At 69.1% G+C, this 22,642-nt stretch carries 19 protein-coding genes and 1 riboswitch; of the genes, 13 read left to right on the top strand and 6 right to left on the bottom strand.

What is annotated here, in order from left to right; genetic code table 11:
• Together OVA30_RS15015 and OVA30_RS15010 are read right to left on the bottom strand one after the other, a co-directional pair.
• A complete protein-coding gene (locus tag OVA30_RS15015) occupies nt 1-297 on the bottom strand; it encodes a sarcosine oxidase subunit delta (protein ID WP_015823931.1) in 297 nt (98 codons plus the stop codon).
• 19 nt (nt 298-316) lie between these two features.
• Nucleotides 317-1,570, bottom strand: coding sequence for a sarcosine oxidase subunit beta family protein (locus tag OVA30_RS15010; RefSeq protein ID WP_015823930.1), 1,254 nt, complete (start codon nt 1,568-1,570; stop codon nt 317-319).
• Nucleotides 1,571-2,006: 436 nt separating this feature from the next.
• On the opposite strand from OVA30_RS15010, the gene OVA30_RS15005 reads away from it, so the two are divergent.
• Nucleotides 2,007-3,038 carry a GlxA family transcriptional regulator gene (locus OVA30_RS15005; RefSeq protein ID WP_015951988.1) on the top strand — a complete coding sequence of 344 codons (1,032 nt, stop codon included), beginning with the start codon at nt 2,007-2,009 and terminating at the stop codon, nt 3,036-3,038.
• Between the two features lie 193 nt (nt 3,039-3,231).
• Here OVA30_RS15005 and OVA30_RS15000 read toward each other — a convergent pair whose 3' ends face one another.
• The 4 genes from OVA30_RS15000 to OVA30_RS14985 form a co-directional block, all read right to left on the bottom strand.
• Nucleotides 3,232-4,581, bottom strand: coding sequence for a hypothetical protein (locus OVA30_RS15000; RefSeq protein ID WP_268175931.1), 1,350 nt, complete (start codon nt 4,579-4,581; stop codon nt 3,232-3,234).
• A gap of 80 nt (nt 4,582-4,661) precedes the next feature.
• Nucleotides 4,662-5,498: a glycine betaine ABC transporter substrate-binding protein gene (locus tag OVA30_RS14995; RefSeq protein ID WP_003606104.1), complete on the bottom strand. Its 837-nt coding sequence runs from the start codon at nt 5,496-5,498 to the stop codon at nt 4,662-4,664.
• A 185-nt stretch (nt 5,499-5,683) separates the two neighbouring features.
• Complete coding sequence (locus OVA30_RS14990; protein WP_015823926.1) at nt 5,684-6,535, bottom strand: ABC transporter permease; 852 nt, start codon at nt 6,533-6,535, stop codon at nt 5,684-5,686.
• Complete coding sequence (locus OVA30_RS14985) at nt 6,451-7,779, bottom strand: quaternary amine ABC transporter ATP-binding protein (protein WP_268175930.1); 1,329 nt, start codon at nt 7,777-7,779, stop codon at nt 6,451-6,453. The genes OVA30_RS14990 and OVA30_RS14985 overlap by 85 nt, the downstream gene beginning before the upstream one ends.
• 515 nt (nt 7,780-8,294) lie before the next feature.
• A riboswitch (guanidine-I (ykkC/yxkD leader) is annotated at nt 8,295-8,404 on the top strand.
• A gap of 388 nt (nt 8,405-8,792) precedes the next feature.
• On the opposite strand from OVA30_RS14985, the gene OVA30_RS14980 reads away from it, so the two are divergent.
• The 12 genes from OVA30_RS14980 (at nt 8,793) to OVA30_RS14925 (ending at nt 22,627) form a co-directional block, all read left to right on the top strand.
• Nucleotides 8,793-9,803 (top strand): ABC transporter substrate-binding protein, encoded by a 1,011-nt coding sequence (locus OVA30_RS14980; protein WP_268175929.1) that lies wholly within the window; start codon nt 8,793-8,795, stop codon nt 9,801-9,803.
• 10 nt (nt 9,804-9,813) lie between these two features.
• Nucleotides 9,814-10,875 (top strand): ABC transporter permease, encoded by a 1,062-nt coding sequence (locus OVA30_RS14975; protein WP_268175928.1) that lies wholly within the window; start codon nt 9,814-9,816, stop codon nt 10,873-10,875.
• A complete protein-coding gene (locus tag OVA30_RS14970; protein WP_268175927.1) occupies nt 10,872-11,822 on the top strand; it encodes an ABC transporter ATP-binding protein in 951 nt (316 codons plus the stop codon). Before OVA30_RS14975 ends, OVA30_RS14970 begins: the two co-directional genes overlap by 4 nt.
• On the top strand, nt 11,819-12,619 hold the full coding sequence (locus tag OVA30_RS14965; RefSeq protein ID WP_268175926.1) for a creatininase family protein: 801 nt from the start codon (nt 11,819-11,821) through the stop codon (nt 12,617-12,619). The genes OVA30_RS14970 and OVA30_RS14965 overlap by 4 nt, the downstream gene beginning before the upstream one ends.
• A 1-nt stretch (nt 12,620) precedes the next feature.
• Nucleotides 12,621-13,994 carry a type III glutamate--ammonia ligase gene (glnT, locus tag OVA30_RS14960; protein WP_012254934.1) on the top strand — a complete coding sequence of 458 codons (1,374 nt, stop codon included), beginning with the start codon at nt 12,621-12,623 and terminating at the stop codon, nt 13,992-13,994.
• A gap of 12 nt (nt 13,995-14,006) precedes the next feature.
• A complete protein-coding gene (locus tag OVA30_RS14955; RefSeq protein WP_268175925.1) occupies nt 14,007-14,378 on the top strand; it encodes a cupin domain-containing protein in 372 nt (123 codons plus the stop codon).
• Between the two features lie 228 nt (nt 14,379-14,606).
• Nucleotides 14,607-15,419, top strand: a complete 813-nt coding sequence (locus OVA30_RS14950; protein WP_268175924.1) for an urea amidolyase associated protein UAAP1 — start codon at nt 14,607-14,609, stop codon at nt 15,417-15,419.
• Nucleotides 15,420-15,433: 14 nt separating this feature from the next.
• The gene (locus tag OVA30_RS14945; protein ID WP_012254931.1) at nt 15,434-16,054 is read left to right on the top strand and encodes an urea amidolyase associated protein UAAP2; all 621 of its coding nucleotides are present in this window, start codon (nt 15,434-15,436) and stop codon (nt 16,052-16,054) included.
• Nucleotides 16,055-16,058: 4 nt separating this feature from the next.
• Complete coding sequence (locus OVA30_RS14940; RefSeq protein ID WP_268175923.1) at nt 16,059-19,730, top strand: 5-oxoprolinase/urea amidolyase family protein; 3,672 nt, start codon at nt 16,059-16,061, stop codon at nt 19,728-19,730.
• A gap of 303 nt (nt 19,731-20,033) precedes the next feature.
• The gene (atzF, locus tag OVA30_RS14935; RefSeq protein WP_268175922.1) at nt 20,034-21,869 is read left to right on the top strand and encodes an allophanate hydrolase; all 1,836 of its coding nucleotides are present in this window, start codon (nt 20,034-20,036) and stop codon (nt 21,867-21,869) included.
• Nucleotides 21,870-21,966: 97 nt separating this feature from the next.
• Nucleotides 21,967-22,182 (top strand): hypothetical protein, encoded by a 216-nt coding sequence (locus OVA30_RS14930; RefSeq protein WP_003604125.1) that lies wholly within the window; start codon nt 21,967-21,969, stop codon nt 22,180-22,182.
• A 223-nt stretch (nt 22,183-22,405) separates the two neighbouring features.
• A complete protein-coding gene (locus OVA30_RS14925; protein WP_003604123.1) occupies nt 22,406-22,627 on the top strand; it encodes a DUF6894 family protein in 222 nt (73 codons plus the stop codon).
• Nucleotides 22,628-22,642 lie beyond the last annotated feature (15 nt).

The following is a 22,642-nucleotide window of genomic DNA, read 5'->3' as shown; positions in this document are numbered from 1 at the left end:
TCACGCCCTCGTCTCGCTCTGGGTGGATTGGGTGGGCTTCGCCCCCATCGGATAAGTCTCGACGAAGCGGTCGCTGATCGTGTCGCGCAGGGCGTTGAACCAACGCCCGCAGCCGTGGACGTGGCACCAGCGCTCGGCATGCACGCCCTTGGGGTTGGCGCGCACGAACAGGTGCTCGCTCCAGGCGCCGTCATCGACGGTCATCGGGTCGGTGGGCCGCGCGATATGGGCTTGGCCGCCGCACCGGAACTCGGTCTCGGGCCGTTTGCCGCAATGGGGACAGGCGATCAGCAGCATGGGTCTGGCTCCCGACGGATCAGTGCGCGACGGCCGCGGCGGCGGCCTCGTCGATGAGGCGCCCGGTGCGGAACCGGTCGAGGGTGAAGGGCGCGTTGATCGCGTGCGGCTCAGCCGTCGCGAGCGTGTGGGCGAAGACGTGGCCCGAGCCCGGCGTCGCCTTGAAGCCGCCGGTGCCCCAGCCGCAATTGACGAACAGGTTCGGCACCGGGGTCTTGCCGATGATCGGCGAACGATCCGGCGTCACGTCGACGATGCCGCCCCAGGAGCGCAGCATCCGCATCCGGGTGAATTGCGGAAACAGCTCGCAGATCGCGTCGAGCGTGTGGGTGGTGATGTGGAGGCCACCCTGCTGGCTGTAGGAGGTGTACTGGTCGGTGCCGGCGCCGATCACCAGCTCGCCCTTGTCGGATTGCGACAGGTAGGCGTGGACCGCGTTCGACATCACTACGCAGGGGAAGCACGGCTTGACCGGCTCGGAGACCAAAGCCTGGAGCGGGTAGCTCTCCAGCGGCATCGACACGCCGGCCATCGACATCAGCGTCGAGGTGTGGCCGGCGGCGACCACGCCGATCCGGCCGGCGCCGATGAAGCCGCGGGTCGTCTCGACGCCCACCGCCGCACCGGAGGCATCCCGGCGGATGCCGGTGACCTCACAATTCTGGATGATATCGACGCCGCGGTTGTCGGCGCCGCGGGCATAGCCCCAGGCCACCGCGTCGTGGCGGGCGGTGCCGGCCCGGCGCTGGAGCGCGCCGCCGAGCACGGGGTAGCGCAGGCTCCCCGAGATATCGAGCGGCGGGCAGAATTCCTTGCACTCTTCCTTCGAGAGCCACTCGTTGTCGATGCCGTTGAGGCGGTTGGCGTAGACGTGGCGCTTGAAGCTCTGAACGTCGTGGATGTTGTGCGCGAGCATCAACACGCCGCGCTGGGAGAACATGATGTTGTAGTTCAGCTCCTGGCTGAGCCCCTCCCAGAGCTTGAGCGCGTGCTCGTACATCGCCGCGCTCTCGTCGTAGAGGTAGTTGGAGCGGATGATCGTGGTGTTGCGGCCAGTATTGCCGCCGCCGATCCAGCCTTTCTCCAGCACCGCCACGTTGGTGATGCCGTGCACGGTGGCAAGATAATAGGCGGTCGCGAGGCCATGGCCGCCGCCGCCGACGATGACGACGTCGTAGCGGGGCTTGGGCTCGGGGGCACGCCACTGGCGGCCCCAGCCGGTATGGCCCCGCAGGGATTCGGAGAGCAGCGACGTGAGGGAGAAGCGGCGCATCGGTCGACCTCGCGGTATTGAGCGATCATGGTCCGCGCCCCGCGGTGGGGCTTGATCGACGGCGACCGCGAGTTTGGGATTCCCGACCTCGATCGATTTCCCGGCCTGTCCCGCCGAAACGCCGCCGCGCGGCTTCGATCGGGCTCTTCGGCGGTCTGTTTCGCGCGGCCGTTCGACCGACAAACCGGATGGCCAGCCCGATCACGCGGCGGTGATCCGAGGGGCAAACAAGAATTATTCTGTTGCCTTCGCCGGCCGATCGGAGATTAAGTTCCGGTGTGGGCGTCGTCTCTGCGGAGGTGCCGCGTCCGATCGACCGTGCCGGGTACAGCCGGAGCGACCCCGAATCGCTCCCCCGCCGGCACAGGGATCGCCGCGGCACGCGATTTGCCCACCAAGCCGCGGCATAGGCCGACAAACGGTGGTCGGGATGGAAATGACGATCGCGGCCGGGGCTACATGCCCGGCAGGTGTTGCTGCGGCGAGCGAGGCCGTGACCGGGAGAGCCATCTCCGTCGGCTTCATGCTGGTCGATCGCTTCTCGATGATCGCCTTCTCCTCGGCGATCGAGCCCCTGCGGCTCGCCAACCGCGCGGTCGGCCGCGATCTCTACCGCTTCTCGCTGTGGTCGGAGGACGGCACCAAGTGCACCGCCTCGAACGGGATCGAGGTCAAGGTCGCGGGCCGCTTCTGCGATGCGCAGGACTTCGACATGCTGGTCGTGTGCGGCGGCATCGACATCCAGCATCCGGATCACCGCGCCCTCCATTCGGCCCTGCGCCGATGCAGCGCCCGCGGGGCGGCGATCGGCGCGGTGTGCACGGGCACCTACGTCCTGGCCAAGGCCGGCCTCCTCGACGGCTACCGGGCGACGATCCACTGGGAGAACCTGCCGGGCCTCGTCTCCGAGCATGACGGGCTGGAGATCGGCTCGGACCTGTTCGAGATCGACCGCAACCGCTTTACCTGCGCGGGCGGCACTGCGGCGGCCGACATGATGCTGTCGCTGATCGTGCGCGACCACGGGCCGAGCGTGGCCTCGGAGGTCGCCGACCAGCTCATCCATCACCGCATCCGCGAATCCGGCGAGCGCCAGCGGATGGACCTGCGCATGCGCCTCGGGGTCTCGCACCCGAAGCTGCTGCGGGTGGTGGGACTGATGGAAACCTCGCTCGCCGAGCCGCTCGGCAGCCAGGAGCTCGCCGACGCGGTGCAGCTCTCGACCCGCCAGCTCGAACGGCTGTTCCTGAAGTATCTCGGCCGCTCACCGGCCAAGCATTACCTGCGCATCCGCCTGGAACACGCCCGCAACCTGATCCGCCAGACGGCGATGCCGCTGCTCTCGGTGGCGTTCGAGTGCGGCTTCACCTCGGCCTCGCACTTCTCGAAGGCCTATCTCGACTGCTTCGGCCAGCCGCCGAGCGCCGAGCGGAAGCTGGTGCAGACGCAAGGCAGCGTGCGCGCCTGAGCCGTCGCGGCCAATCCACCTCACCCGATCAAAGCACAGCGGGGCGCCGGGGCATCCGGCGCCCCGCTGTGCCTTCACTGCTGCGTGCCGATGCAGATCTCGACGGAACCGGATTGTGGTGGGGCCGGCGGGCCTGAAAACGAAAACGCCGGCTCCCAAGGAAGCCGGCGCGCCGCTCGCGAAACCATCAATTCTAGAAATAATAGCCGATGTTCATGATGAATCGCGACTTGAAGCGGTTCTCGCCGCCCTGGGCGAGGCCGTTGTTGAACTCGCCGACGCCGACATAGGGGTCGTTCCGGCCGATGGCGGCCTCGGTGTAGATGATCAGGTTCGGATCGGCGGTCAGGGTCCAGGCGCCGCCCAGCGTAAAGCGCTCGCTGGCCCGGAAATTTGCTTTGTCCTTGTAGAAGGCACTGAAGCCGGCGAAGGGCACCACGGTGAACGGGCCGATCGGATCGGGCACCTTGTAGGTCACTTCCGCCGAGACGAAATTGCCGCGCGCCGCGAGGTTGTACGAGAAGTCGAAGCCGCCGACCGTGACGAGATCGTTGCGGAAGGGGTTTCGCGGGTCGATGTCCTGGCGGACATAGATCGCCTTGAAGCCCCAGGGGCCGTAGGTGCCGAGCGCGTGCAGACCTTCGAGCTGCTTGGTGCCGGTCTGGCGCGTGTCGAAATTGTAGATGTCCGAGTGCCAGATCGAGGCGCCGAAGGCGAGCGAGACGTCATCGTTCTTGAGAACGAAGTACTCCGCCCGGCCGATGAACATGTTTTGTTCGGCGTTGTTCGTTCCGAACGTGACGTAGGGGTCGGCCCGGACGATCGCGGTGGAGTAGCGCGCGCTGTCCGGGCTCAGGCCGAAGGCGTTGGGGGCGGAGCCCGGATAGAACCCGACCTGATAATTGAAGTCCGGCTCGACATGCGAGAACTTGACGCCGAGATTGTACACTTCCTCCAGGCCCATGGTGAAGCCGAGGGTTTCGAGGAAGCTCGTCCCGAAATACGGGGTCAGGCCGAAAGGGGCTTGGTTGATGCCGGCGGTGATGCTGTCTTCCGGCGTGAATTTGTAGCCGACATAGGCCCACATCGGGTAGCTCACCTCGCCCGGATTGCCGCGATAGCCGCTGCGCGGGCCGTAGATCGAGCTGCCGCCGTAGAACCGGTACTGCGCCGAGCCGAAGATCGTGTCGGAATCGTAGGTGGCCTTGAACGCGAGGGTATCGAAGTCGAAATTCTCCCGCGCCTTGCGTACGCCGCCGCGGCTGGCATCGTCGAAGCGCCAATCGTAGCGGGCGCGGATGGCGCCGCCGAAGGTGAAGGTGCCCGAGTCGGTCTTACCCTTCGGTGGCCCCAGATCGAAATTGCTGCGGGATTCGGGCGCGTAGCGCGGATCGGGGACGGCAACCGGCTGCTCGCTGTTGGCTTGGCTGGGCTCGGCATTGACCTCGACCGGGCCCTGCGTCTGCGCAGCGGCTGTCGATGGGCACAGCATGACCCCCGCGGCACATGCCACAAGGGCAGCCGCCAAACCGTTCGCCGTCATTTGCCTCAACCCCTTGAATGAAGACCCAGGTCGCCTTCCGAGCTGTTTCCCGTCGTTTTCTTATGTCTCGGACCGGGCCGTCACTTCAGCCAGCCATCGACCGTCGCGCGATTCTGCGCGATCCACTTCGCGGCGGTCGCCTCGGGCTTGGCGCCCTTTTCCTCGTTCTCCGCCATCACGGCTTCTTCGTCCTTGATGGTGAGCTTGAACTTCTGGAGGATCGCGTAGACCTCGGGCAGGTCGTCCTTGAGCCCCTTGCGGGCCAGCGTGTTCACGCTCTCGGCCTCACCGAAGCTCTTCTTGGGGTCGGCCAAGTATTTCAGGTCGTAGCGCGCGAACATCCAGTGCGGCGTCCAGGCCGTGACGACCACGTCCTTCTTCTGTCGCACCGCATCCTTCAGCGCGCTGGTCATCGTGGCGTCGCTGCCGTCGAGCAGCTTGACCTTGAGGCCGTAGGCCTTGATGGCCGCCTCGGAACTCTTCATCACGCCGGCGCCGGGATCGATGCCGATCACCTTGCCGTCGACCTCGGAGGCCTTGGTCGCCAGATCCTCGATCGAGTTGAGGGACGACGTCGCGGGCACGGCCCAGCCGATCCGCGCCCCCGTGACGTTCGGGCCGATCAGGTCGATGCGGTTCTTCAGTTTTTCGTAATAGGCGCCCTGCGTGACGGGGAGCCAGGCCGCGACGCTCGCATCCGCGTCGCCGGTCGCCACCGACTGCCACATGGCCGCCGCCGCGAGCGGAATCGTCTTCACTTGGTAGCCTTTTTCCTCAAGGACGAGCTTGAGGATGTTGGTGGCGACCACGGCGTCGGCCCATTCCACATAGGCGAGCCGAACCTGTTTGCCGGCTGCCTCGGCCGGCGTCTGGGCCAGCGCGAGGCAGGCGATCACCCCAAGTATCGGTGCACGCATGGATTGAGCCTTTCAGGGTGGCTTGAGGGTGGTGCCGATTTTGATCTGAGGGCTGACTTCGCCTGAAGCCTCTCTCGCTCGGGGAGAACGAGGCTAATCAGAGAAGATCATGGTGTATGACTTATGTTATTCGAACGGCCGGGTAACGCAAGCAGAAGTTGCTTTTCCGGTCGAACATGTAGCCCTCAAGCCACACCGTGCGGGCGCGCCCGGGCGGCGAGGGCCTGCGTCACGCGGTCGAGGATGACGGCCACGATCACGATGCCGATGCCCGCCTCGAAGCCGGCGCCCGCCTCGAGCCGCTGGATCGACTGCCAGACCGCGCGGCCCAATCCGCCGGCACCGATCATCGCCGCGATCACGACCATGGAGAGGGCGAGCATCATGGTCTGGTTGACGCCGGCCATGATGGTCGGCAGCGCGAGCGGCAACTGCACCTTGAACAGCTTCTGGGTCGCCGAGCTGCCGAAGGCATCGGAGGCCTCGACGAGTTCGCTCGGCACGTTGCGGATACCGAGCGCCGTCAGCCGGATCACCGGGGGCACCGAGAAGACGATCGTCGCAAAGCAGGCCGAGACGGCGCCGAGCCCGAAGAAGGGGAGCGCCGGGATCAGGTAGACGAAGCTCGGCAGCGTCTGCATCATGTCGAGGATTGGGGAGAAGGTGCGCCAAGCCCGTCGGCTGAGCGCGAACCAGATCCCGACGGGAACGCCGATCACGAGTGCCGCAGCGGTGGCGATGGTGACGAGGACCAGGGTCTCGACCGTCGCCTGCCAGAGCCGCAGGTTCCACAGGAACAGCAGGCCGACGAGGGTCAGGAGCCCGATCTTGCGACCGCCGGCCCGGTACGCCGCGAAGGCCGCGACCGCGATGCAGAGCCATGGCGGGATCGCGACGAGGGCGGTGGTGAGCGTTTCGATCCAGTCGGAGACGGTGCGGCTGACGGCTCGGGTCAGCCAACTGCCATGCTCGGTGAGCCAGTCGAGGCCGTTGTCACTGAGCGTGTCGAGGGGGAATTTGGGGACGTTCCACTCCATGTCGGGGCTCCTGACGGCTTTGAGAGGATCGGGGCACCGGCATGCGGCTGCGCGTGCGTGCCGGGCCGCGCGGCGAGTGCCTGCACGACGTCGCGGCTGGTGATGGAGCCGATCAGGCGTCCGTTCCGGCCTACGACCGCGACGGATTCCTCGGCGGCGACCGTCGCGAGGATGGTGTCCAGCCGGCTGTCCGCCTCGACGACGGATTGTCCGAGATCGAGCAGGCTGGAGAGGGTCTCGGCCGGCCGGGCGGAGGCGAGCCTCTCGGCGAAGATTCGGCCGACCAGCCGTCCGTCCCCGTCGGCGACGAGCCACGCCCGGCCGCTTGTGCGGCTACCTGCCCCGCCGAGCGCGGTCCGCGCCTCAGCCACCGTCTGCGTGGGGGCGAGCACAGGGGCGGAGCGATCCGCGACCTGCTCCGCCCGCAGCACGGCGGCGAGATCGATATGCTCGACGAAGCGCTCGACATAGTCGGTCGCGGGGCGGGCCACGATGTCCTCGGGCTGCCCGATCTGCACCACCTCGCCGTCCTTCATCAGGACGATGCGGCCGCCGAGCGCGATGGCCTCGTCGAGGTCGTGCGAGACGAAGACGATGGTCTTCTTGAGCTTGCGCTGGAGGTCGCGCAGCTCCGCCTGCATGTCGCGGCGGATCAGCGGGTCGAGGGCGCTGAAGGCCTCGTCCATGAGCAGGATGTCGGCATCGGCGGCGAGCGCCCGCGCGAGGCCCGCCCGCTGCTGCATGCCGCCCGACAATTCATTGGGATACTTCGTCTCCCAGCCCTTGAGGCCGACGAGTTCGATGGCCTGCATCGACCGCTCGATCCGCTCCTTGGCCGGGACCCGCTTGATCTCGAGGCCGAACCCGACATTCCCGAGGATGGTCCGGTTGGGGAGCAGCGCGAAGTGCTGGAAGACCATGCCGAAGGTCTTCTGGCGGAATGCGAGCAGTTCCTTGCGGCCGAGCCGGGTCACGTCCACCCCGTCCACGACGATCCGGCCGCAGGACGGCTCGACCAGACGGTTCATGCAGCGCAGGAGCGTCGACTTGCCGGAGCCGGACAGGCCCATCAGGACGAGGATCTCGCCCTCTTCGATGTCGAACGAGATGTCGCGCAATCCGACGACCGCACCGCAGGCGGCGGCGATGTCGCCCTTGCGCTTCCCCTGGCCGATCAGATCGAGCGCCTTGGAGGGGTTCGAGCCGAATATCTTGCTGATACCTTCAAGATTGATCCGGCCCATGGGGTGACACCTTTCGATATAGATCGATATTGTTCGCGGCAGAATTTTCTGACAAGCTTATCTTGGACGATGTAAGAGTATTTCCGGCCCTTCGAGGGGGCTTGTCGTATTGCGACGCTTTATTGGCAGCGACCGACGTTCCGGAATTTTAACGCCTCAGCACCGGATCTATGTTGGTCCGTGCCGTGTTTCTGAGCAAGCGTGTTCAATAAAGTTGCAAGATATGTGCGGGCCTTGTGCAGAGGGCCCGTGGTTCCCGGCCGGTCGATGCGCGTCTCCGCCGGTACCGCGCGGCATGCGGGTCGGTACCGTCATCCGGCACTTCGCCGAACGCGCGCGGGTTGCGTCCGCGGATCCGGAGCCGAACACCGCTCCGCCCACTTGTCCGCCCACTTGCGCCGAATGCGAATCCAGGCTGCAGAGCGATTAAAACGTGGGCATAAAAGGTAAAAACTTGCGCAGCCCAAGAATGGTCTTCGCTTGACCAAGAAAATCGCCGGTCCTAAAACCATCATCGAGTTGATCGCTAGGGTTCCAGCATCTCTTTGATGTGTTCGGTCCGAGAGCGGTTGCCGCGGCGGGAGACATCCGCCCGGATGCACGGCGGGATAAAAGCCCGGGAGACCTCACTAGCCAGAGATTGGCAAGGTTAGGTCTTGTACAATCTCTTTCTCTGTTGAGAGGGAACGTATGCCCGGCATCAGCCCCCAGATCGTTTCTCTGACATCATCTCTCGATCGCCGCCCCAGCGGGTCGCGCGCCTTGCGCCGCCCGAGGACGGCGCGGGCCGGGATCGCGCGCCTTCGCGGCCGCTTCGGGGGCCGCACGCGCCTCGTCCCGGGCCGGACGTAACGTCCGCGGGCCCGAGCGCCTCACCCCCTTCCAACCTCAGTGCCGGCATCCGACGGACGGGCTTCTCAGCCCGCCGATGCCGGCCTGCGCGCAAAATCCGCGGCCGACCCACGGCAAGGGTCGGCCATCCGGTTCCGGCGACGATCCCGAGGAGACGAGACATGCGCATCCCGACCCTGATCACCGGCGGCCTCACGCGCCTCCGCCGAAGCCTGTCCGCGCTGACCCTCGCTGCCGGCCTCCTTGCCGCGCCGATGGCGCAGGCCGCCGAGCCGCTGCGCATCGGCTACAGCGATTGGCCGGGCTGGGTGGCGTGGCAGGTCGCCATCGAGAAGGGCTGGCTCAAGGAGGCCGGCATCGACGCCAAGTTCGAGTGGTTCGACTACTCCGCTTCGATGGATGCGTTCTCGGCGGGCAAGCTCGACGCGGTGACCTGCACCAACGGCGACGCCCTCGTCATGAGCGGCAACGGCGCCCGGAACGTCATGATCCTGCTTACCGACTACTCGAACGGCAACGACATCATCGTCGGCAAGCCGGGGGCGAAGTCGCTGGCCGACCTCAAGGGCAAGAAGGTCGGGCTCGAAGTCGGCCTCGTCGAGCACCTGCTCCTGATCGACGGCCTGCAGAAGGCCGGGATCAAGGAGAGCGACGTGACGCTGGTCAACGCCAAGACCAACGAGACTCCGCAGATCCTCGCCTCCGGCGACGTCGCCGCCATCGGCGCGTGGCAGCCGATCGCCGGCCAGGCGATGCGCGGCGCGGCGGGTGCCCGTCCGCTCTACAGCTCAGCCGACCGGCCGGGCCTGATCTACGACGTGGTCACGGTGACGCCCGCGAGCCTTGCCGCGCGGCGGCCCGACTGGATCAAGCTCGTCGGCCTGTGGGACCGGGTCGTCGGCTACATCACGGACCCGAAGACGCAAGGCGACGCGGTCGCCATCATGGCGGCCAAGGTCGGGGTGGAGCCCGCCGTCTTCACCCGCTTCCTCAAGGGCACCAAGCTGCTGACGCTGGCCGAGGGCCGCGCGGTGATGAAGGATGCCGACGGGTTCGGCTCGCTCTACGGTTCGAGCCGGCACGCCGATGCCTTCAACGTCAAGTTCGAGGTCTACAAGACCCCGCAGGACGTGAAGGCCGCCATCGACCCCGCCCTCACCGACGGCAAGTGAGGGCTTGAGGATGCGCGCGCCGCTGCCTCAGCCTCCTCCCGAGGGGGACGCCGTTCCGGCGGTCGCGGTCGCCCCGCTCCCGCCGGTGGCGGGGACCGCCCCGGTCGTCGGGCGGGTGCGGCTCTCCTGGGTCGGCGCGCCGCGCCCGCTGACCCGGCGTCGGCGCGTGGCGCTCACCCTGCTCTCCTTCCTGCTGCCGCTCGGGCTGTGGGCGGCGGTCTCCTACCTGCCCTTCCTCTGGCACCCGCTGGTCGAGGTCACGAATCCCGGCGACGTGACCTGGATGGAGCCCGGCATGCGGGTGCCGCGGACGGCGTTTTCCGAGGAGGTCGCGGCGGCCCAGAGCGGGGGGATGGCTGTGCCCGAGGGGCGCCCGGCCAACCCGGTCTACCTGCCCGCGCCGCACGAGGTCGCGGTGGCCTTCTGGACCTCGCTCACGGCGCCGCCCCCGCAGCGCGACACGATCTGGCTGCCCGCGAGCCTGTGGCACTCGATCCAGATCATTTTTTGGGGCTTCACGATCTCGTCGCTCGTCGGCGTGCCGCTCGGCATCCTGTGCGGGGCGCAACCGACGATCGCCCGGCTGACCGAGCCCGTGATCGAGTTCGTGCGCTACCTGCCCGCCCCCGCCTTCGGCGCGCTGATGGTCGCGATCCTCGGGATCTATGACGGGCCGAAGATCGCCATCATCGTCATCGGCACCTTCTTCCAGCAGGTGCTCGTCATCGCCAACACCACGCGCCGGGTCGATCCGCTGCTGATCGAGGCGGCGCTCACCATGGGCTCGCGCAATCTGCGCCTGATCCGCCGGGTGATCGTGCCGGCGGTGCTGCCGCAGATCTACCGCGACCAGCGCATCCTGCTCGGCTGGGCCTGGACCTACCTGATCGTCGCCGAGCTGATCGGCACCTCGTCCGGCATCACCTTCTTCATCACGCAGCAGGCCCGCTACCAGCATTTCGACAACGTCTACGCGGCGATCCTCGTGATCGGCCTCGTCGGCATCGCCACCGACATTGCCCTGGCCCTGCTCGGCCGCCGCCTGTTCCCCTATGCGAGGGCCGAGGCATGAGAGACGGCATGAGCGCGTCCGCTCCCATCCCGCTGACGGCCGAGCCGTGTGATTATCGGACCCAGTGCGAGCCCGTCCGCGCCCGCTTCGACCGGCTGAAGGCCCGCGACGTCGCCCTGCGGGTCGAGGGCCTCGGCAAGGTGTTTCGCAACGCGGACGGCGCCGAGACCGTGGCGCTCCGCGGCATCGATCTCGTCACCCATCGCCGCGAATTCCTCTGCGTCGTCGGGCCGTCGGGCTGCGGCAAGTCCACCTTCGTGCGCATCCTCGCCGGGCTCGAGATCAAGAGTTCGGGCAGCGTCAGCGTCGGCGGCGTGCCGGTCTCTGGCCCCGGCGCCGACCGGGGCATGGTGTTCCAGGGTTACACCCTGTTCCCCTGGCTCACGGTCAAGCGCAACGTCGCCTTCGGCCTGGAGGAGAACGGCGAATCCCGGCATGTGGCCGAGCGCGAGGCGCTGCAATGGCTGGCGCTCATCGGGCTGGAGCGCTTCGCCGACGCCTACCCGCACCAGCTCTCCGGCGGCATGAAACAGCGCGTGGCCATCGCCCGCGCGCTCGCCATGCGCCCTCGCATCCTCTTGATGGACGAGCCGTTCTCGGCGCTCGACACCCAGTCGCGGGCCAGGATGCAGGCCTACCTGATCGAGATCTGGCGCAAGATCGACATCACCATCGTCTTCATCACCCACGACCTCGACGAGGCTATTTACCTCGCCGACCGCATCCTCGTCCTGAAGGCCCATCCCGGCGAGGTCGAGGAACTGATCGAGGTGCCGGTGCCCCGGCCGCGCCATCCGAGCCAGAGCCTGACACCGGAATTCCGCGCCACCCGCGCCCGGCTCGATGCGCTGATCCACCCCGGCGAGGCGGAGGCCGACGGCCCGGCCGATCTCGGTGGTCTCGACATGGTGACCCGGATGGCGAGCGTGGGGGACGAGGTCGAATGAGCGCCCTCCCCACTCTCCCCTTGCTCTGGTCCGAACGCACCTGGGAGGAGATCCCCGGTGATCTCGAAGCGGCTGCGGGGGCTGCGCTCCTGCCGATCGGTGCCACCGAGCAGCACGGGCCGCATCTCGGCTGCGGCATGGATTTCGTGCTGGCCGACCTCCTCTGCCGCGCGGTTTCGGCGCGCACCCGCGTGCCGATGCTGCCGGCCCTCCCCTATGGCTGCTCGCTCGGCCATTCCCGGCGCTGGCCCGGCACCCTCGCTCTCGACCCTGTCGTGATGACCGAACTCGTCCGGCAGATCGGAAGCCAAGCCTACCATTCGGGCGTGCGCCGCCTGTTCCTCGTCAACGCCCACGTCACCAACGCCGCCCCCTTACGCTGCGCACTGGAACTGCTGCGGGCGGCCCACGACGACCTGATGGTCGCGCTCGTCAACACCGCCACCGTCAGCGAGCGGGTGCGCGCGGCCCATTTCGCCGACGCCGAGGACTGGCACGCCAACCGGGCCGAGACCGCGCTGATGCAGGCGCAGGCCCCCGCCCTCGTGCGGGAAGACCGCATCGCCGAGGCCGACGACCCGGACCGCACCCAAAACCTCGTCTTCGCCCACCCGGTCAACCGCACCAGCCGCAACGGCGTCACCGGCTTCCCCTCGCAGGCGAATGCGGCGGAGGGCGCCGAACTGTTCGCCTGGATGGTCGAGGACCTGACCGCCCTCGTCCGCCGCGGGCTCACCGAGACCCCGCCCCTTCCCCATTCCTACGACGGCCCCGCCGTCCCCATGCCAGGAGCCTGAAATGGGCCACGCGAACGACATCGATCCGCAGGTGCGTGCCGTGCAGGAGGATCTGCGCGCGAAGGGCGTGAAATACGTCATCGGCGCCTATGTCGACATCCACGGCGCGCAGAAGGCCAAGGTGGTGCCGATCGACCACCTGCCGCAGATGGCGGCGGGCTCCGAGCGCTATACCGGCTACGCCCTCGACGGCCTGGGCCAAGCGCCGAACGAGGACGAGCTCGCCTCGGTCCCGGATTTCTCGCAGGTCATCCAGCTCCCCTGGGAGAGCAAGCTCGCCTGGGCGCCGGCCGACCTCACCTTCCAGGGCAAGCCCTACCCGCTCTCGACTCGCGTCGCCCTCAAGAATGTCCTGGCGCAGGCCGAGGCGATGGGCTTCGGCTTCAATCTCGGCATCGAGTGCGAGATCTTCCTGCTGCGCCAAGCCGCCGACGGTTCGCTGCACACGCCGGTGGCGGACGATAAGCTGGTGAAGCCCTGCTACGATGTGCGCGGCTTCATCGACAACTTCTCCTGGCTCGACAAGGTCGCGACCACGATCAACGATCTCGGCTGGGATCTGTACTCGTTCGACCATGAAGATGCGAACGCGCAGTTCGAGTTCGACTTCCAGTACGCCGACGCGCTGACCATGTGCGACCGGCTGACCTTCTTCCGCATGATGACCAAGCATTACGCGAAGGAGGAAGGGCTCATCGCCACGATGATGCCCAAGCCCTTCGCCGACCGCACCGGCAACGGTGCCCACTTCAACATGTCGCTCTCCGACCGCGAGACCGGCCGCAATCTCTTCGCCTGCGCGCCCGGCGAGGATCCCCGCGGCCTCGGCCTCACCGAGACCGGCTACCACTTCATCGGCGGCGTGCTGCGCCACGGCCGGGCGCTCTGCGCCGCCTTCGCGCCGACCGTGAACAGCTACAAGCGCCTCGTGCGCCAGGGCGCGATGGCGGGCTTCTCCTGGGCGCCGGTGTTCAACTCCTACGGCTCGAACAACCGCACCAACTCGGTGCGCGTGCCGGCCGGCGGCGGGCGCTGCGAGAGCCGCAACGCGGACGGCGCGGTCAACCCCTACCTCGCCGCCGCCCTGGTGCTCGCGGCCGGGCTGGAGGGCGTGCGCGAGCGGATCGACCCCGGCCAGCCCAACGAGGACAACCTCTACGCGCTGAGCGACGGCGAGCGCCGGGCGCGCGGCATCGCGTTCCTGCCCCAGACCCTGCAGGAGGCGGTCGACGCCTTCGCCGCCGATCCCCTGGTCGAGGCGACGCTGGGCTCAGGGCTGCGCGAAGAGTTCATCCGCACCAAGCGCGAGGAGTGGAACGCCTACCATCTCACGGTGAGCCCGTGGGAAATCGAGCGCTACAGCCACCTGTTCTAGGCGGAGGCTCCCATGAAGACCGTCATCGCCTTCGCGAACAGCACCGCCGAGCCCTCGACCTACCGACCGGCGCCCGAGCGCATCCTGGCTGGAGACCCGGTTCAGACCGCGACGCTTCACTTCACCAGCGCCGACGGGCGCTTCGCCGCCGGCACCTGGGCGGCGGAGCGGGGGACGTGGCGGGTCGTCTTCACTGAGAGCGAGTTCTGCCACCTTCTCGAAGGGGTGATCGTCGTCACCGACGAGGCCGGCACCCGGACCACCTTCCGGGCCGGCGACGCCTTCGTCTCGCCCGCCGGCTTCACCGGCACCTGGGAGATCGTCGAGCCCGCCCGCAAGCTCTTCGCCTTCTACGAGTCACCCTCGAACCCTGGTGGCTCATGAACGTCCCATCCTCGCCCTCATCCTGAGGTGCCTGCGTCAGCGGGCCTCGAAGGAGGGCTCCAGGGATCGCGCGACGTCTGGAGCCCTCCTTCGAGGCCGCTTCGCGGCGCCCCAGGATGAGGGCGAGCGGGGGACAGGACATCGAAACCTCTTCTGGCCTGCCGGGACGGCCCGGCCGCGACAGGGCTTTTGGACCGGGACGACCCGGCCCCATCGGAGACATGCGCAATGTCGGACGAAGCGAGCCAGATCGCCGAAAACCGCCGCCGCTACGAGGACCTGAAGCAGGCAGGCCAGGGCCACGCCCCGCGCGCCCTGCCCGGCCCGAGCCCGCGCGGTGGCGTGCCGCTCGACGCGGGCACGATCCTCCACCGCGAGACCATCCCCGGCGGCTGGTACTGGACCACCGCTCTGAAGGCCGGGGAGGCGCTCCGGCTCGGCCTCGACCACGGCGCGTCGAGCGTCGCCCTCGTCGCCTGGTCGGCCGCCGACACCAGCGAGCGGCTGAATTACGCCGACACCGTCAAGGTGCAGTGGACGGCCGCCCTGCGGAAAGGCCGGGTGCTGTTCTCCGATATGGGCCGGGTGATGTTCTCGCTGATCGAGGATTCCTGCGGGGCGCACGACGCCCTCGTCGGCGGCTCCAATGCCGCCTCGAACGCGGCGCGCTACGCGGGCGGGCCGCATCGCAACACCCGCGACAACCTTGTGCTCGCCGCCCTCAAGAGCGGGCTGGAGCGGCGCGACATCCCTCCTTGCGTCTCGTTCTTCGCCCCCGTCGTCGTCGGGCCTGAGGGCCGCTTTGCTTGGAATGCCGCTGGCCGGACCACGGGCGATTTCGTGGACCTGCGCGCCGAGATGGACCTGATCGTCGCGCTCTCGAACTGCCCCCATCCCCTCGACCCGGCGCCCGAATACGCGCCGAACCCGGTGGCCGTGACCCGCTTCCGCGCCCCGCCCCCGGCAATGGACGACCTCTGCCGCACCGCCACGATCGAGGCCGTGCGCGGCTTCGAGAACAACGCCGCCGCCGGCTTCTGAGGGGAGCGACACCGATGACCGACACCGTGACCACGCTCTTCGATGCCATCGTGCCCGCGCAGGCGCCGTTCTCCACCCTCGTGCGGGCCGGCCAGACCATCCGCATCGAGGACAGCCAGGGCTGCCAGGCCGTCGATACCCTGTTCTACCGCGCCGACGACCTGGGTGAGCGCTACTCGTCCCAGGATACGGTGCGCGCGCAGGGCGCGGCCTACGTCACCACCGGCACGCGGGTGATGTCGAACGAGGGCCGGGTGATGCTCACCGTCACCGCCGATTCCTGCGGGCGCCACGACACCTCGGCGGGGGCCTGCTCCTGCGAAAGCAACACCGTCCGCTTCGGCCACGCCACCAAGTATCTCCACGCCTGCCGCGAGAATTTCGCGCTGGAAGTCGCAAAGTACGGCCTGTCGAAGCGCGACATCGTGCCGAACATCAACTTCTTCATGAACGTGCCGATCGAGCAGGATGGCGGGCTCGCCATCGTCGACGGCGTGTCCTCGCCCGGCGACTATGTCGAGCTGAGGGCCGAGATGGACGTGATCTGCGTGATCTCGAACTGCCCGCAGATCAACAACCCCTGCAACGGCTTCAACCCCACGCCGATCCGCGTGACCGTCCGCGGCGAGGCTTGAGCGCATGTTCGCCAAGGTTCTGGTCGCCAATCGCGGCGAGATCGCCGCCCGCGTCGTGCGCACATTGCGGCGCATGGGTATCGCCTCGGTCGCCGTCTACTCCGACGCCGACCGCTTCACGCCGGGCGTGCTCGCCGCCGACGAGGCCGTGCGCCTCGGCCCCGCGCCGGCCGCGCAGAGCTATCTCGACGTCGAGGCCGTCGTCGCCGCCTGTAAGGCAACCGGCGCCGAGGCCGTCCATCCCGGCTACGGCTTCCTGTCCGAGAATGTCGGCTTCGCCGAACGGCTGGCGGCGGAGGGCATCCGCTTCATCGGCCCGCGCCCGGAGCATCTGCGCGCCTTCGGCCTCAAACACACCGCCCGCGAACTCGCCAAAGCCAGCGGCGTCCCGCTGCTGCCCGGTACCGATCTGCTGCCGGATGTCGCGACGGCTCTGAGCGCGGCCGAAGCGATCGGCTATCCGGTGATGCTCAAGAGCACGGCGGGCGGCGGCGGCATCGGCATGCAGCTCTGCCATTCGGCCGAGGAGCTGGCCGAGCGCTTCGCCGCGGTCGAGCGCACCGCGCGGGCCAGCTTCGGCGACGCCCGCGTCTATCTCGAGCGCTTCGTGGCACAGGCCCGCCATGTCGAGGTGCAGATCTTCGGCGACGGGCGCGGCCGCGTCGTGGCGCTCGGCGAACGCGACTGCTCGCTCCAGCGACGGAACCAGAAGGTGATCGAGGAGACGCCCGCCCCCGGCCTCTCCGACGCCGTGCGCGCCCGGCTCCACGCCGCGGCGGTGGCGTTGGGGGAGAGCGTCGCCTACGCCTCGGCCGGCACGGTCGAGTTCATCTACGATCCGGACCGCGAGGACTTCTCGTTCCTCGAAGTGAACACGCGGCTCCAAGTGGAGCACCCGGTGACGGAGGCGGTGTTCGGCATCGACCTCGTGGAATGGATGGTGCGCCAGGCCGCGGGCGAGGACCCGATCACGGCGGCCGGTCCGCTCGTGCCGAGGGGCGCGGCGATCGAGGCACGGCTCTACGCCGAGATCCCGCACGCGAATTTCTCGCCGAGCGCCGGCCTGCTCACCGAGGTGCGCTTCCCCGAGACCGCTCGCATCGACGGCTGGATCGCCACCGGCACCGAGGTCACCCCGTTCTACGACCCGATGCTGGCCAAGATCATCGTCACCGGGCCCGACCGTCCGGCGGCTTTGGCCGCGCTCCGGGCAGCGCTCGCCGACACCGCCATCTCCGGCATCGAGACCAATCTCGACTACCTGCGCACCATCGCCGCCTCCGACCTGCTGGCAAGCGGGCGCGTCGCGACCACGGCCCTGCGCGACCTCGCCTATGCTCCCAGAAGCATCGAGGTGCTGCTGCCGGGCGCCCAGTCGAGCCTTCAGGAGCTGCCCGGCCGGCTCGGCCTGTGGGAGGTCGGCGTGCCGCCGAGCGGGCCGATGGATGCGCGCTCCTTCGCCCAGGCCAACGCCCTCGTCGGCAACGGGCAGGACACCTGCGCCCTCGAACTCACCGTTTCGGGCCCGACGCTGCGCTTCCACATGGACGCTCGGGTGGCCCTCGCGGGCGCCGCGATGCGGCTCACCCTCGACGGGGAGGCGCGTCCGCACGGGCAGGCGTTTCCGGTGAAGGCGGGCCAGACGCTCGCCATCGGCGCGATCGAGGGGCCGGGCCAGCGCGCCTATCTGGCCCTGCGCGGCGGCCTCGCGGCGCCCTTGGTGCTCGGCTCGCGCGCGACCTTCGCGCTGGGCGCCTTCGGCGGCCACGCCACCGGCGTGCTGAAGGCCGGCGACGTGCTCCACCTCGGCGACGCGCCGGAGGTCGCCGCCGCCCCGCCCGAGCCCGCGCCGCTGACGCAGGATTGGGAGATCGGCGTCGTCTATGGCCCGCACGGCGCGCCGGACTTCTTCCAGGAGGCCGACATCGCCGACCTGTTCTCGGCGTCCTACGAGGTGCATTTCAACTCGGCCCGCACCGGCGTGCGCCTGATCGGCCCGACGCCGCGCTGGGCGCGGACCGACGGCGGCGAGGCGGGCTTGCACCCCTCGAACCTGCACGACAACGCCTACGCCGTCGGCGCCATCGACTTCACCGGCGACATGCCGATCCTGCTCGGCCCCGACGGGCCGAGCCTCGGCGGCTTTGTCTGCCCCGCGGTGATCGCCCGCGACGAGCTGTGGAAGATGGGCCAGCTCCGGCCCGGCGACACGGTGCGCTTCCGGCCCCTGGCCCGGCCGGAGGATGCGGCGCTGACCCAAACCCTCCCCCCTCTGCGGGGGAGGGTGACTGCGGAGCAGGCGGGAGAGGGGAGCGACGTTTCCGGCGGCGGCGCAACCTTCATGAGGGACGCGACAGCGTCTGCACCGTCGCTCCCCTCTCCCACCCCCCTTCGGGGGGCACCCTCCCCCGCAGAGGGGGGAGGGCAATACGGCTCACCCATCCTCGCCCGCGACGAGACCGGCCCGGTCCCCGTCGCTTATCGGCGGCAGGGCGACGACAACCTCCTCGTCGAGTACGGCCCGATGGCCCTCGATATCGGCTTGAGGCTGCGGGTCCACCTGCTCGCCGAGGCGGTGCGCGCCGCGAAGCTGCCCGGTCTGACCGAGCTGACGCCGGGCATCCGCTCGCTCCAGATTCACTACGACGGCACGGCGCTGCCGCGCTCGCGCCTGCTCGGCAGCCTGCGCGAGATCGAGGCCAGCCTGCCGCCGGCCGAGGCGGTGAGCGTCCCGAGCCGCACCGTCCACCTGCCGCTCTCGTGGAACGACCCGCAGGCGGAACTCGCCATGCGCAAGTATCAGGAGCTGGTGCGACCCAACGCGCCCTGGTGCCCCTCGAACATCGAGTTCATCCGCCGCATCAACGGCCTGCCCGACGAGGCGGCGGTGCGCAGCATCATCTTCGATGCGAGCTACCTCGTGATGGGGCTCGGCGACGTCTATCTCGGCGCGCCGGTCGCCACCCCGGTCGATCCGCGCCACCGCCTCGTGACCACCAAGTACAACCCGGCCCGCACCTGGACGCCGGAGAACGCGGTTGGGATCGGCGGCGCCTATATGTGCATCTACGGTATGGAGGGGCCGGGCGGGTACCAGCTGTTCGGACGCACGATCCAGGTCTGGAACACATGGCGGACCACCCGCGAATTCGTGCCCGGCCATCCCTGGCTGCTGCGGCCCTTCGACCGCATCCGCTTCTTCCCCGTCAGCCACGCCGAACTCACCGAGGCCCGCGCCGCCTTTCCGCACGGGGCCTATCCGATCCGGATCGAGGACGGCACGTTCTCCTACGCCGAGCACCGAAGGATGCTCGCGGGCAAGGCCGCCGAGATCGAGCAGGCCGGCGCGCGCCAGAGGGCGGCCTTCGCCGCCGAGCGCGAGCGCTGGAAGGCGGAAGGCCTCGACAGCTTCGTCGCCGACGAGGCGGTGGCGGCGGAGGCCGCCGAGATCCCGCCGGGCTGCGAGGGCGTGCCGACCACCGTGCCCGGCAATGTCTGGAAGGTTCTCGTCGACGCGGGCGAGACCGTGGCCGCCGGCCAGACGGTGGCGATCCTCGAATCGATGAAGATGGAGGTGGCGGTCACCGCCCCCGTCGGCGGCCGGGTCCGCGAGATCCGGGCCCAGCCCGGCCGCACCCTGCGCGGCGGCGACCTCGTCGCCATTCTCGAAATCTGAGGCCGGGCCGGATCTTGCAAGGCCCGACCGGCCGGACGGCGGAGCCCGCCCGGCGCGCTCCTCGCACAGGCACGGAGACGGCCGATGATGCAGCAGATCCACCGCGCCCTCACCGCGATCCTCGGTCTGGTCGTGCTCGGCCTCCAGGCCAAGGCCGCCGGGCGGCTGCCGCAGGGCGACCGGGGCCGGGAGACGCCGCGATAGGCCTTCCGGCCGCCGGGCCATCAGGCTCGGGCCGCCGGTGCCAATCCCCTTTGAATTACGGGCCGCGTGCCACTGGCCCTTCACGGACGTGAGAGATCGATGCCGGTTCCCGCCTTCCCGAGCCTCAGCGCGCTCCACGCCGCCTATGCCGAGGGGCTCTCGCTCGAGGCGGTTCTGGCCGAGATCGATCGCCGGATCGCTGCTGCCGACGATCCCGGCATCTTCCTCGCACGGGTGCCGGCGGCGGAGATGCAGGCCGCCGCCCGCGCGCTGGGCCCCTTCGACCCCGCGAACAAGCCGCTCTGGGGCGTGCCCTTCGCGGTGAAGGACAATGTCGACGTCGCAGGCCTGCCCACCACCGCCGCCTGCCCCGACTTCACCTATACGCCGCAGGCGACCGCCCCGGCCGTCGAGCGCCTGCTCGCGGCCGGCGCGATCCTCGTCGGCAAGACCAATCTCGATCAGTTCGCCACGGGGCTGGTGGGTGTGCGCACGCCCTATCGGGTGCCGAAGAACGCCATCAATCCGGCGATCGTGCCGGGCGGCTCCTCGTCCGGCTCGGCGGTGGCGGTGGCGCGCGGCCTCGTCACCTTCGCACTCGGCACCGACACGGCGGGATCGGGCCGGGTGCCGGCCGGCCTCAACAACATCGTCGGGCTCAAGCCCTCCCTCGGCAGCGTCTCGGGCCGCGGCGTGGTCCCGGCCTGCCGTACGCTGGACACTCTCTCCGTCTTCGCCGGCACCGTGACGGAGGCCGATGCGGTCTTTCGGATCATGGCCGGATACGATCCGCAGGATCCGTATTCGCGCGCCCTGCCCGTTCCACCCCGCCCCGGTGCCCTGCCGCCGGGCTTGCGCGTCGGCGTGCCGGATGCGGCGGGCCTGATCTTTGCCGGCGACGCGTTCTCGGCGGATGCCTTCGACGGGGCACTCGCCGACCTGCAAACGGTGACTGGCGCTGCAGCGACGGCGGTCGATCTCGCGCCCTTCTTCGCGGTGGCGGGGCTTCTCTATGCCGGCCCCTGGGTGGCTGAGCGCTATCAGGCGATCCGCGGTTTCATCGAGGAGCGCCCGGAGGCCCTGCACCCGACGACGCGGGCGATCATCGGCGCGGCCACCGGTCACTCGGCGGCGGATGCCTTCGCCGGCCTCTACCGCCTCGCCGAACTGCGCCGGGCGACGGAAGCCGTCTGGCGCGGAATCGACGTGCTCGTGGTGCCGACTTATCCGCGTCCGCGCCGGGTCGCCGACCTCGCCGCCGACCCGGTCGGCCCCAACAGCGAACTCGGCACCTACACCAACTTCGTCAACCTGCTCGATCTCTGCGCCCTCGCGGTGCCGGGGCGCTTCCGGGCCGACGGCTTCCCGTCCGGCGTTACGCTGATTGCGCCGCGCGGGGCCGACGGTCTCATCGCCGAACTCGGCGCCCGCCTCCACGCGGCGGCCGGCGGCACCCTCGGAGCGAGCGGCGTGCCGATTCCGGCGGAGGCCGCATCGCCGGGGGATCGCGCGCAAGGGGGAGATCGCGCGCAAGGGGACGAGATCGAGATCGCGGTGGTCGGCGCGCACCTGTCCGGCCTGCCGCTCAACGGCGAGCTGACCGCCCGCGGCGCCCGCTTCCTGCGCGCCGTCCCCACGACGCCGGATTACCGCCTGCACGCGCTGCCGGGCGGACCGCCGGCCCGGCCCGGCCTGATCCGCGTCGCGCCCGGTTCGGGCCATGCGATCGAGACCGAAATCTGGGCGCTGGCGCCGGACGCTTTCGGCTCCTTCGTGGCGGGGATTCCCGCGCCGCTCGCGATCGGCACGCTGTCGCTGGCCGACGGCACGGCGCCGAAGGGATTTTTGGCGGAAGCGGCCGGGCTGACGGGCGCGCGCGACATCAGCGATCACGGCGGCTGGCGCGCCTATCTCGCCTCCGTAACAGCGACGTAGCGCCGTGCCCGGCCCGGTCGCATCGGTCTAGAGGCCCTTTGGAGAAACCTCTCGGGGGGATGAACCCTTTCCTTGTCGGAAGCCAAGGAGGTTCACGATGGCAGACGCGAAGACGGAGCGGGAGGCGGTCGGGACACAGCCGCCCGGTCGCCCGCTCGGTGAGCGCAGCAAGCCCGAAGCGGAGCCGGATCTCGGACCGACGGGCCCAGCCTCGGCCGAGGGCGAAAAACCCGGCCCTCAATCCGGCGGCTACGATCGGCAATCGCCGGATCGTTCGACGGACAATGCCAAGGGCGGCTACGGCGCCGGCTGAGCCGGCCCGCGGGGCAGGCGGAGCGTGTCGCCGCCTGCCCCGCAGAGCCGGTGTCCAAGGGTCACCGAGGCCATCTCATCCCCAGGGCGCGGCCTGTTCAAAAATGGGGTGTAAGTCTCTGAGAGGCCGTGGGTCGCATTGCCCTTTTCCACCGTCTGTCCCCATATGGGAACGAAAGGCGAACAACCGTCTTATCGGAGTTGGAACGAGGGGCTTGGCGCAGATGGCACGCTACCGCTTTCACGCGACGAACGGCTACGCATGCGTGTTCGACGCGCAGGGCAAGGACATCCGGGTCCCCGCGCGCCTCGTCCGGCGTGCCGACGAGGTGGCCCAGGCAGTGATGAGCAGCCTCGATGACCAAGAGGATTGGTCGCAGTGGCATGTCAGCGTGCATGACCTCAGCGGTCGACGCGTGCTGGTGAAACCGTTCGTGTCGGGTTGATCGATCGTCCGGCAG

Origin of the sequence: Methylorubrum sp. SL192, from assembly GCF_026672325.1 — a bacterium.
In the GTDB taxonomy this organism is placed as follows: Bacteria; Pseudomonadota; Alphaproteobacteria; order Rhizobiales; family Beijerinckiaceae; genus Methylobacterium; species Methylobacterium extorquens.
This window is presented reverse-complemented; position numbering and strand designations above follow the sequence as displayed.

Coding starts and splice junctions, on each gene's coding strand:
- OVA30_RS15015 (WP_015823931.1), bottom strand. CDS start 297: ATGCTGCTGATCGCCTGTCCCCATTGCGGCAAACGGCCCGAGACCGAG.
- OVA30_RS15010 (WP_015823930.1), bottom strand. CDS start 1,570: ATGCGCCGCTTCTCCCTCACGTCGCTGCTCTCCGAATCCCTGCGGGGC.
- OVA30_RS15005 (WP_015951988.1), top strand. CDS start 2,007: ATGACGATCGCGGCCGGGGCTACATGCCCGGCAGGTGTTGCTGCGGCG.
- OVA30_RS15000 (WP_268175931.1), bottom strand. CDS start 4,581: ATGACGGCGAACGGTTTGGCGGCTGCCCTTGTGGCATGTGCCGCGGGG.
- OVA30_RS14995 (WP_003606104.1), bottom strand. CDS start 5,498: ATGCGTGCACCGATACTTGGGGTGATCGCCTGCCTCGCGCTGGCCCAG.
- OVA30_RS14990 (WP_015823926.1), bottom strand. CDS start 6,535: ATGGAGTGGAACGTCCCCAAATTCCCCCTCGACACGCTCAGTGACAAC.
- OVA30_RS14985 (WP_268175930.1), bottom strand. CDS start 7,779: ATGGGCCGGATCAATCTTGAAGGTATCAGCAAGATATTCGGCTCGAAC.
- OVA30_RS14980 (WP_268175929.1), top strand. CDS start 8,793: ATGCGCATCCCGACCCTGATCACCGGCGGCCTCACGCGCCTCCGCCGA.
- OVA30_RS14975 (WP_268175928.1), top strand. CDS start 9,814: ATGCGCGCGCCGCTGCCTCAGCCTCCTCCCGAGGGGGACGCCGTTCCG.
- OVA30_RS14970 (WP_268175927.1), top strand. CDS start 10,872: ATGAGAGACGGCATGAGCGCGTCCGCTCCCATCCCGCTGACGGCCGAG.
- OVA30_RS14965 (WP_268175926.1), top strand. CDS start 11,819: ATGAGCGCCCTCCCCACTCTCCCCTTGCTCTGGTCCGAACGCACCTGG.
- glnT (WP_012254934.1), top strand. CDS start 12,621: ATGGGCCACGCGAACGACATCGATCCGCAGGTGCGTGCCGTGCAGGAG.
- OVA30_RS14955 (WP_268175925.1), top strand. CDS start 14,007: ATGAAGACCGTCATCGCCTTCGCGAACAGCACCGCCGAGCCCTCGACC.
- OVA30_RS14950 (WP_268175924.1), top strand. CDS start 14,607: ATGTCGGACGAAGCGAGCCAGATCGCCGAAAACCGCCGCCGCTACGAG.
- OVA30_RS14945 (WP_012254931.1), top strand. CDS start 15,434: ATGACCGACACCGTGACCACGCTCTTCGATGCCATCGTGCCCGCGCAG.
- OVA30_RS14940 (WP_268175923.1), top strand. CDS start 16,059: ATGTTCGCCAAGGTTCTGGTCGCCAATCGCGGCGAGATCGCCGCCCGC.
- atzF (WP_268175922.1), top strand. CDS start 20,034: ATGCCGGTTCCCGCCTTCCCGAGCCTCAGCGCGCTCCACGCCGCCTAT.
- OVA30_RS14930 (WP_003604125.1), top strand. CDS start 21,967: ATGGCAGACGCGAAGACGGAGCGGGAGGCGGTCGGGACACAGCCGCCC.
- OVA30_RS14925 (WP_003604123.1), top strand. CDS start 22,406: ATGGCACGCTACCGCTTTCACGCGACGAACGGCTACGCATGCGTGTTC.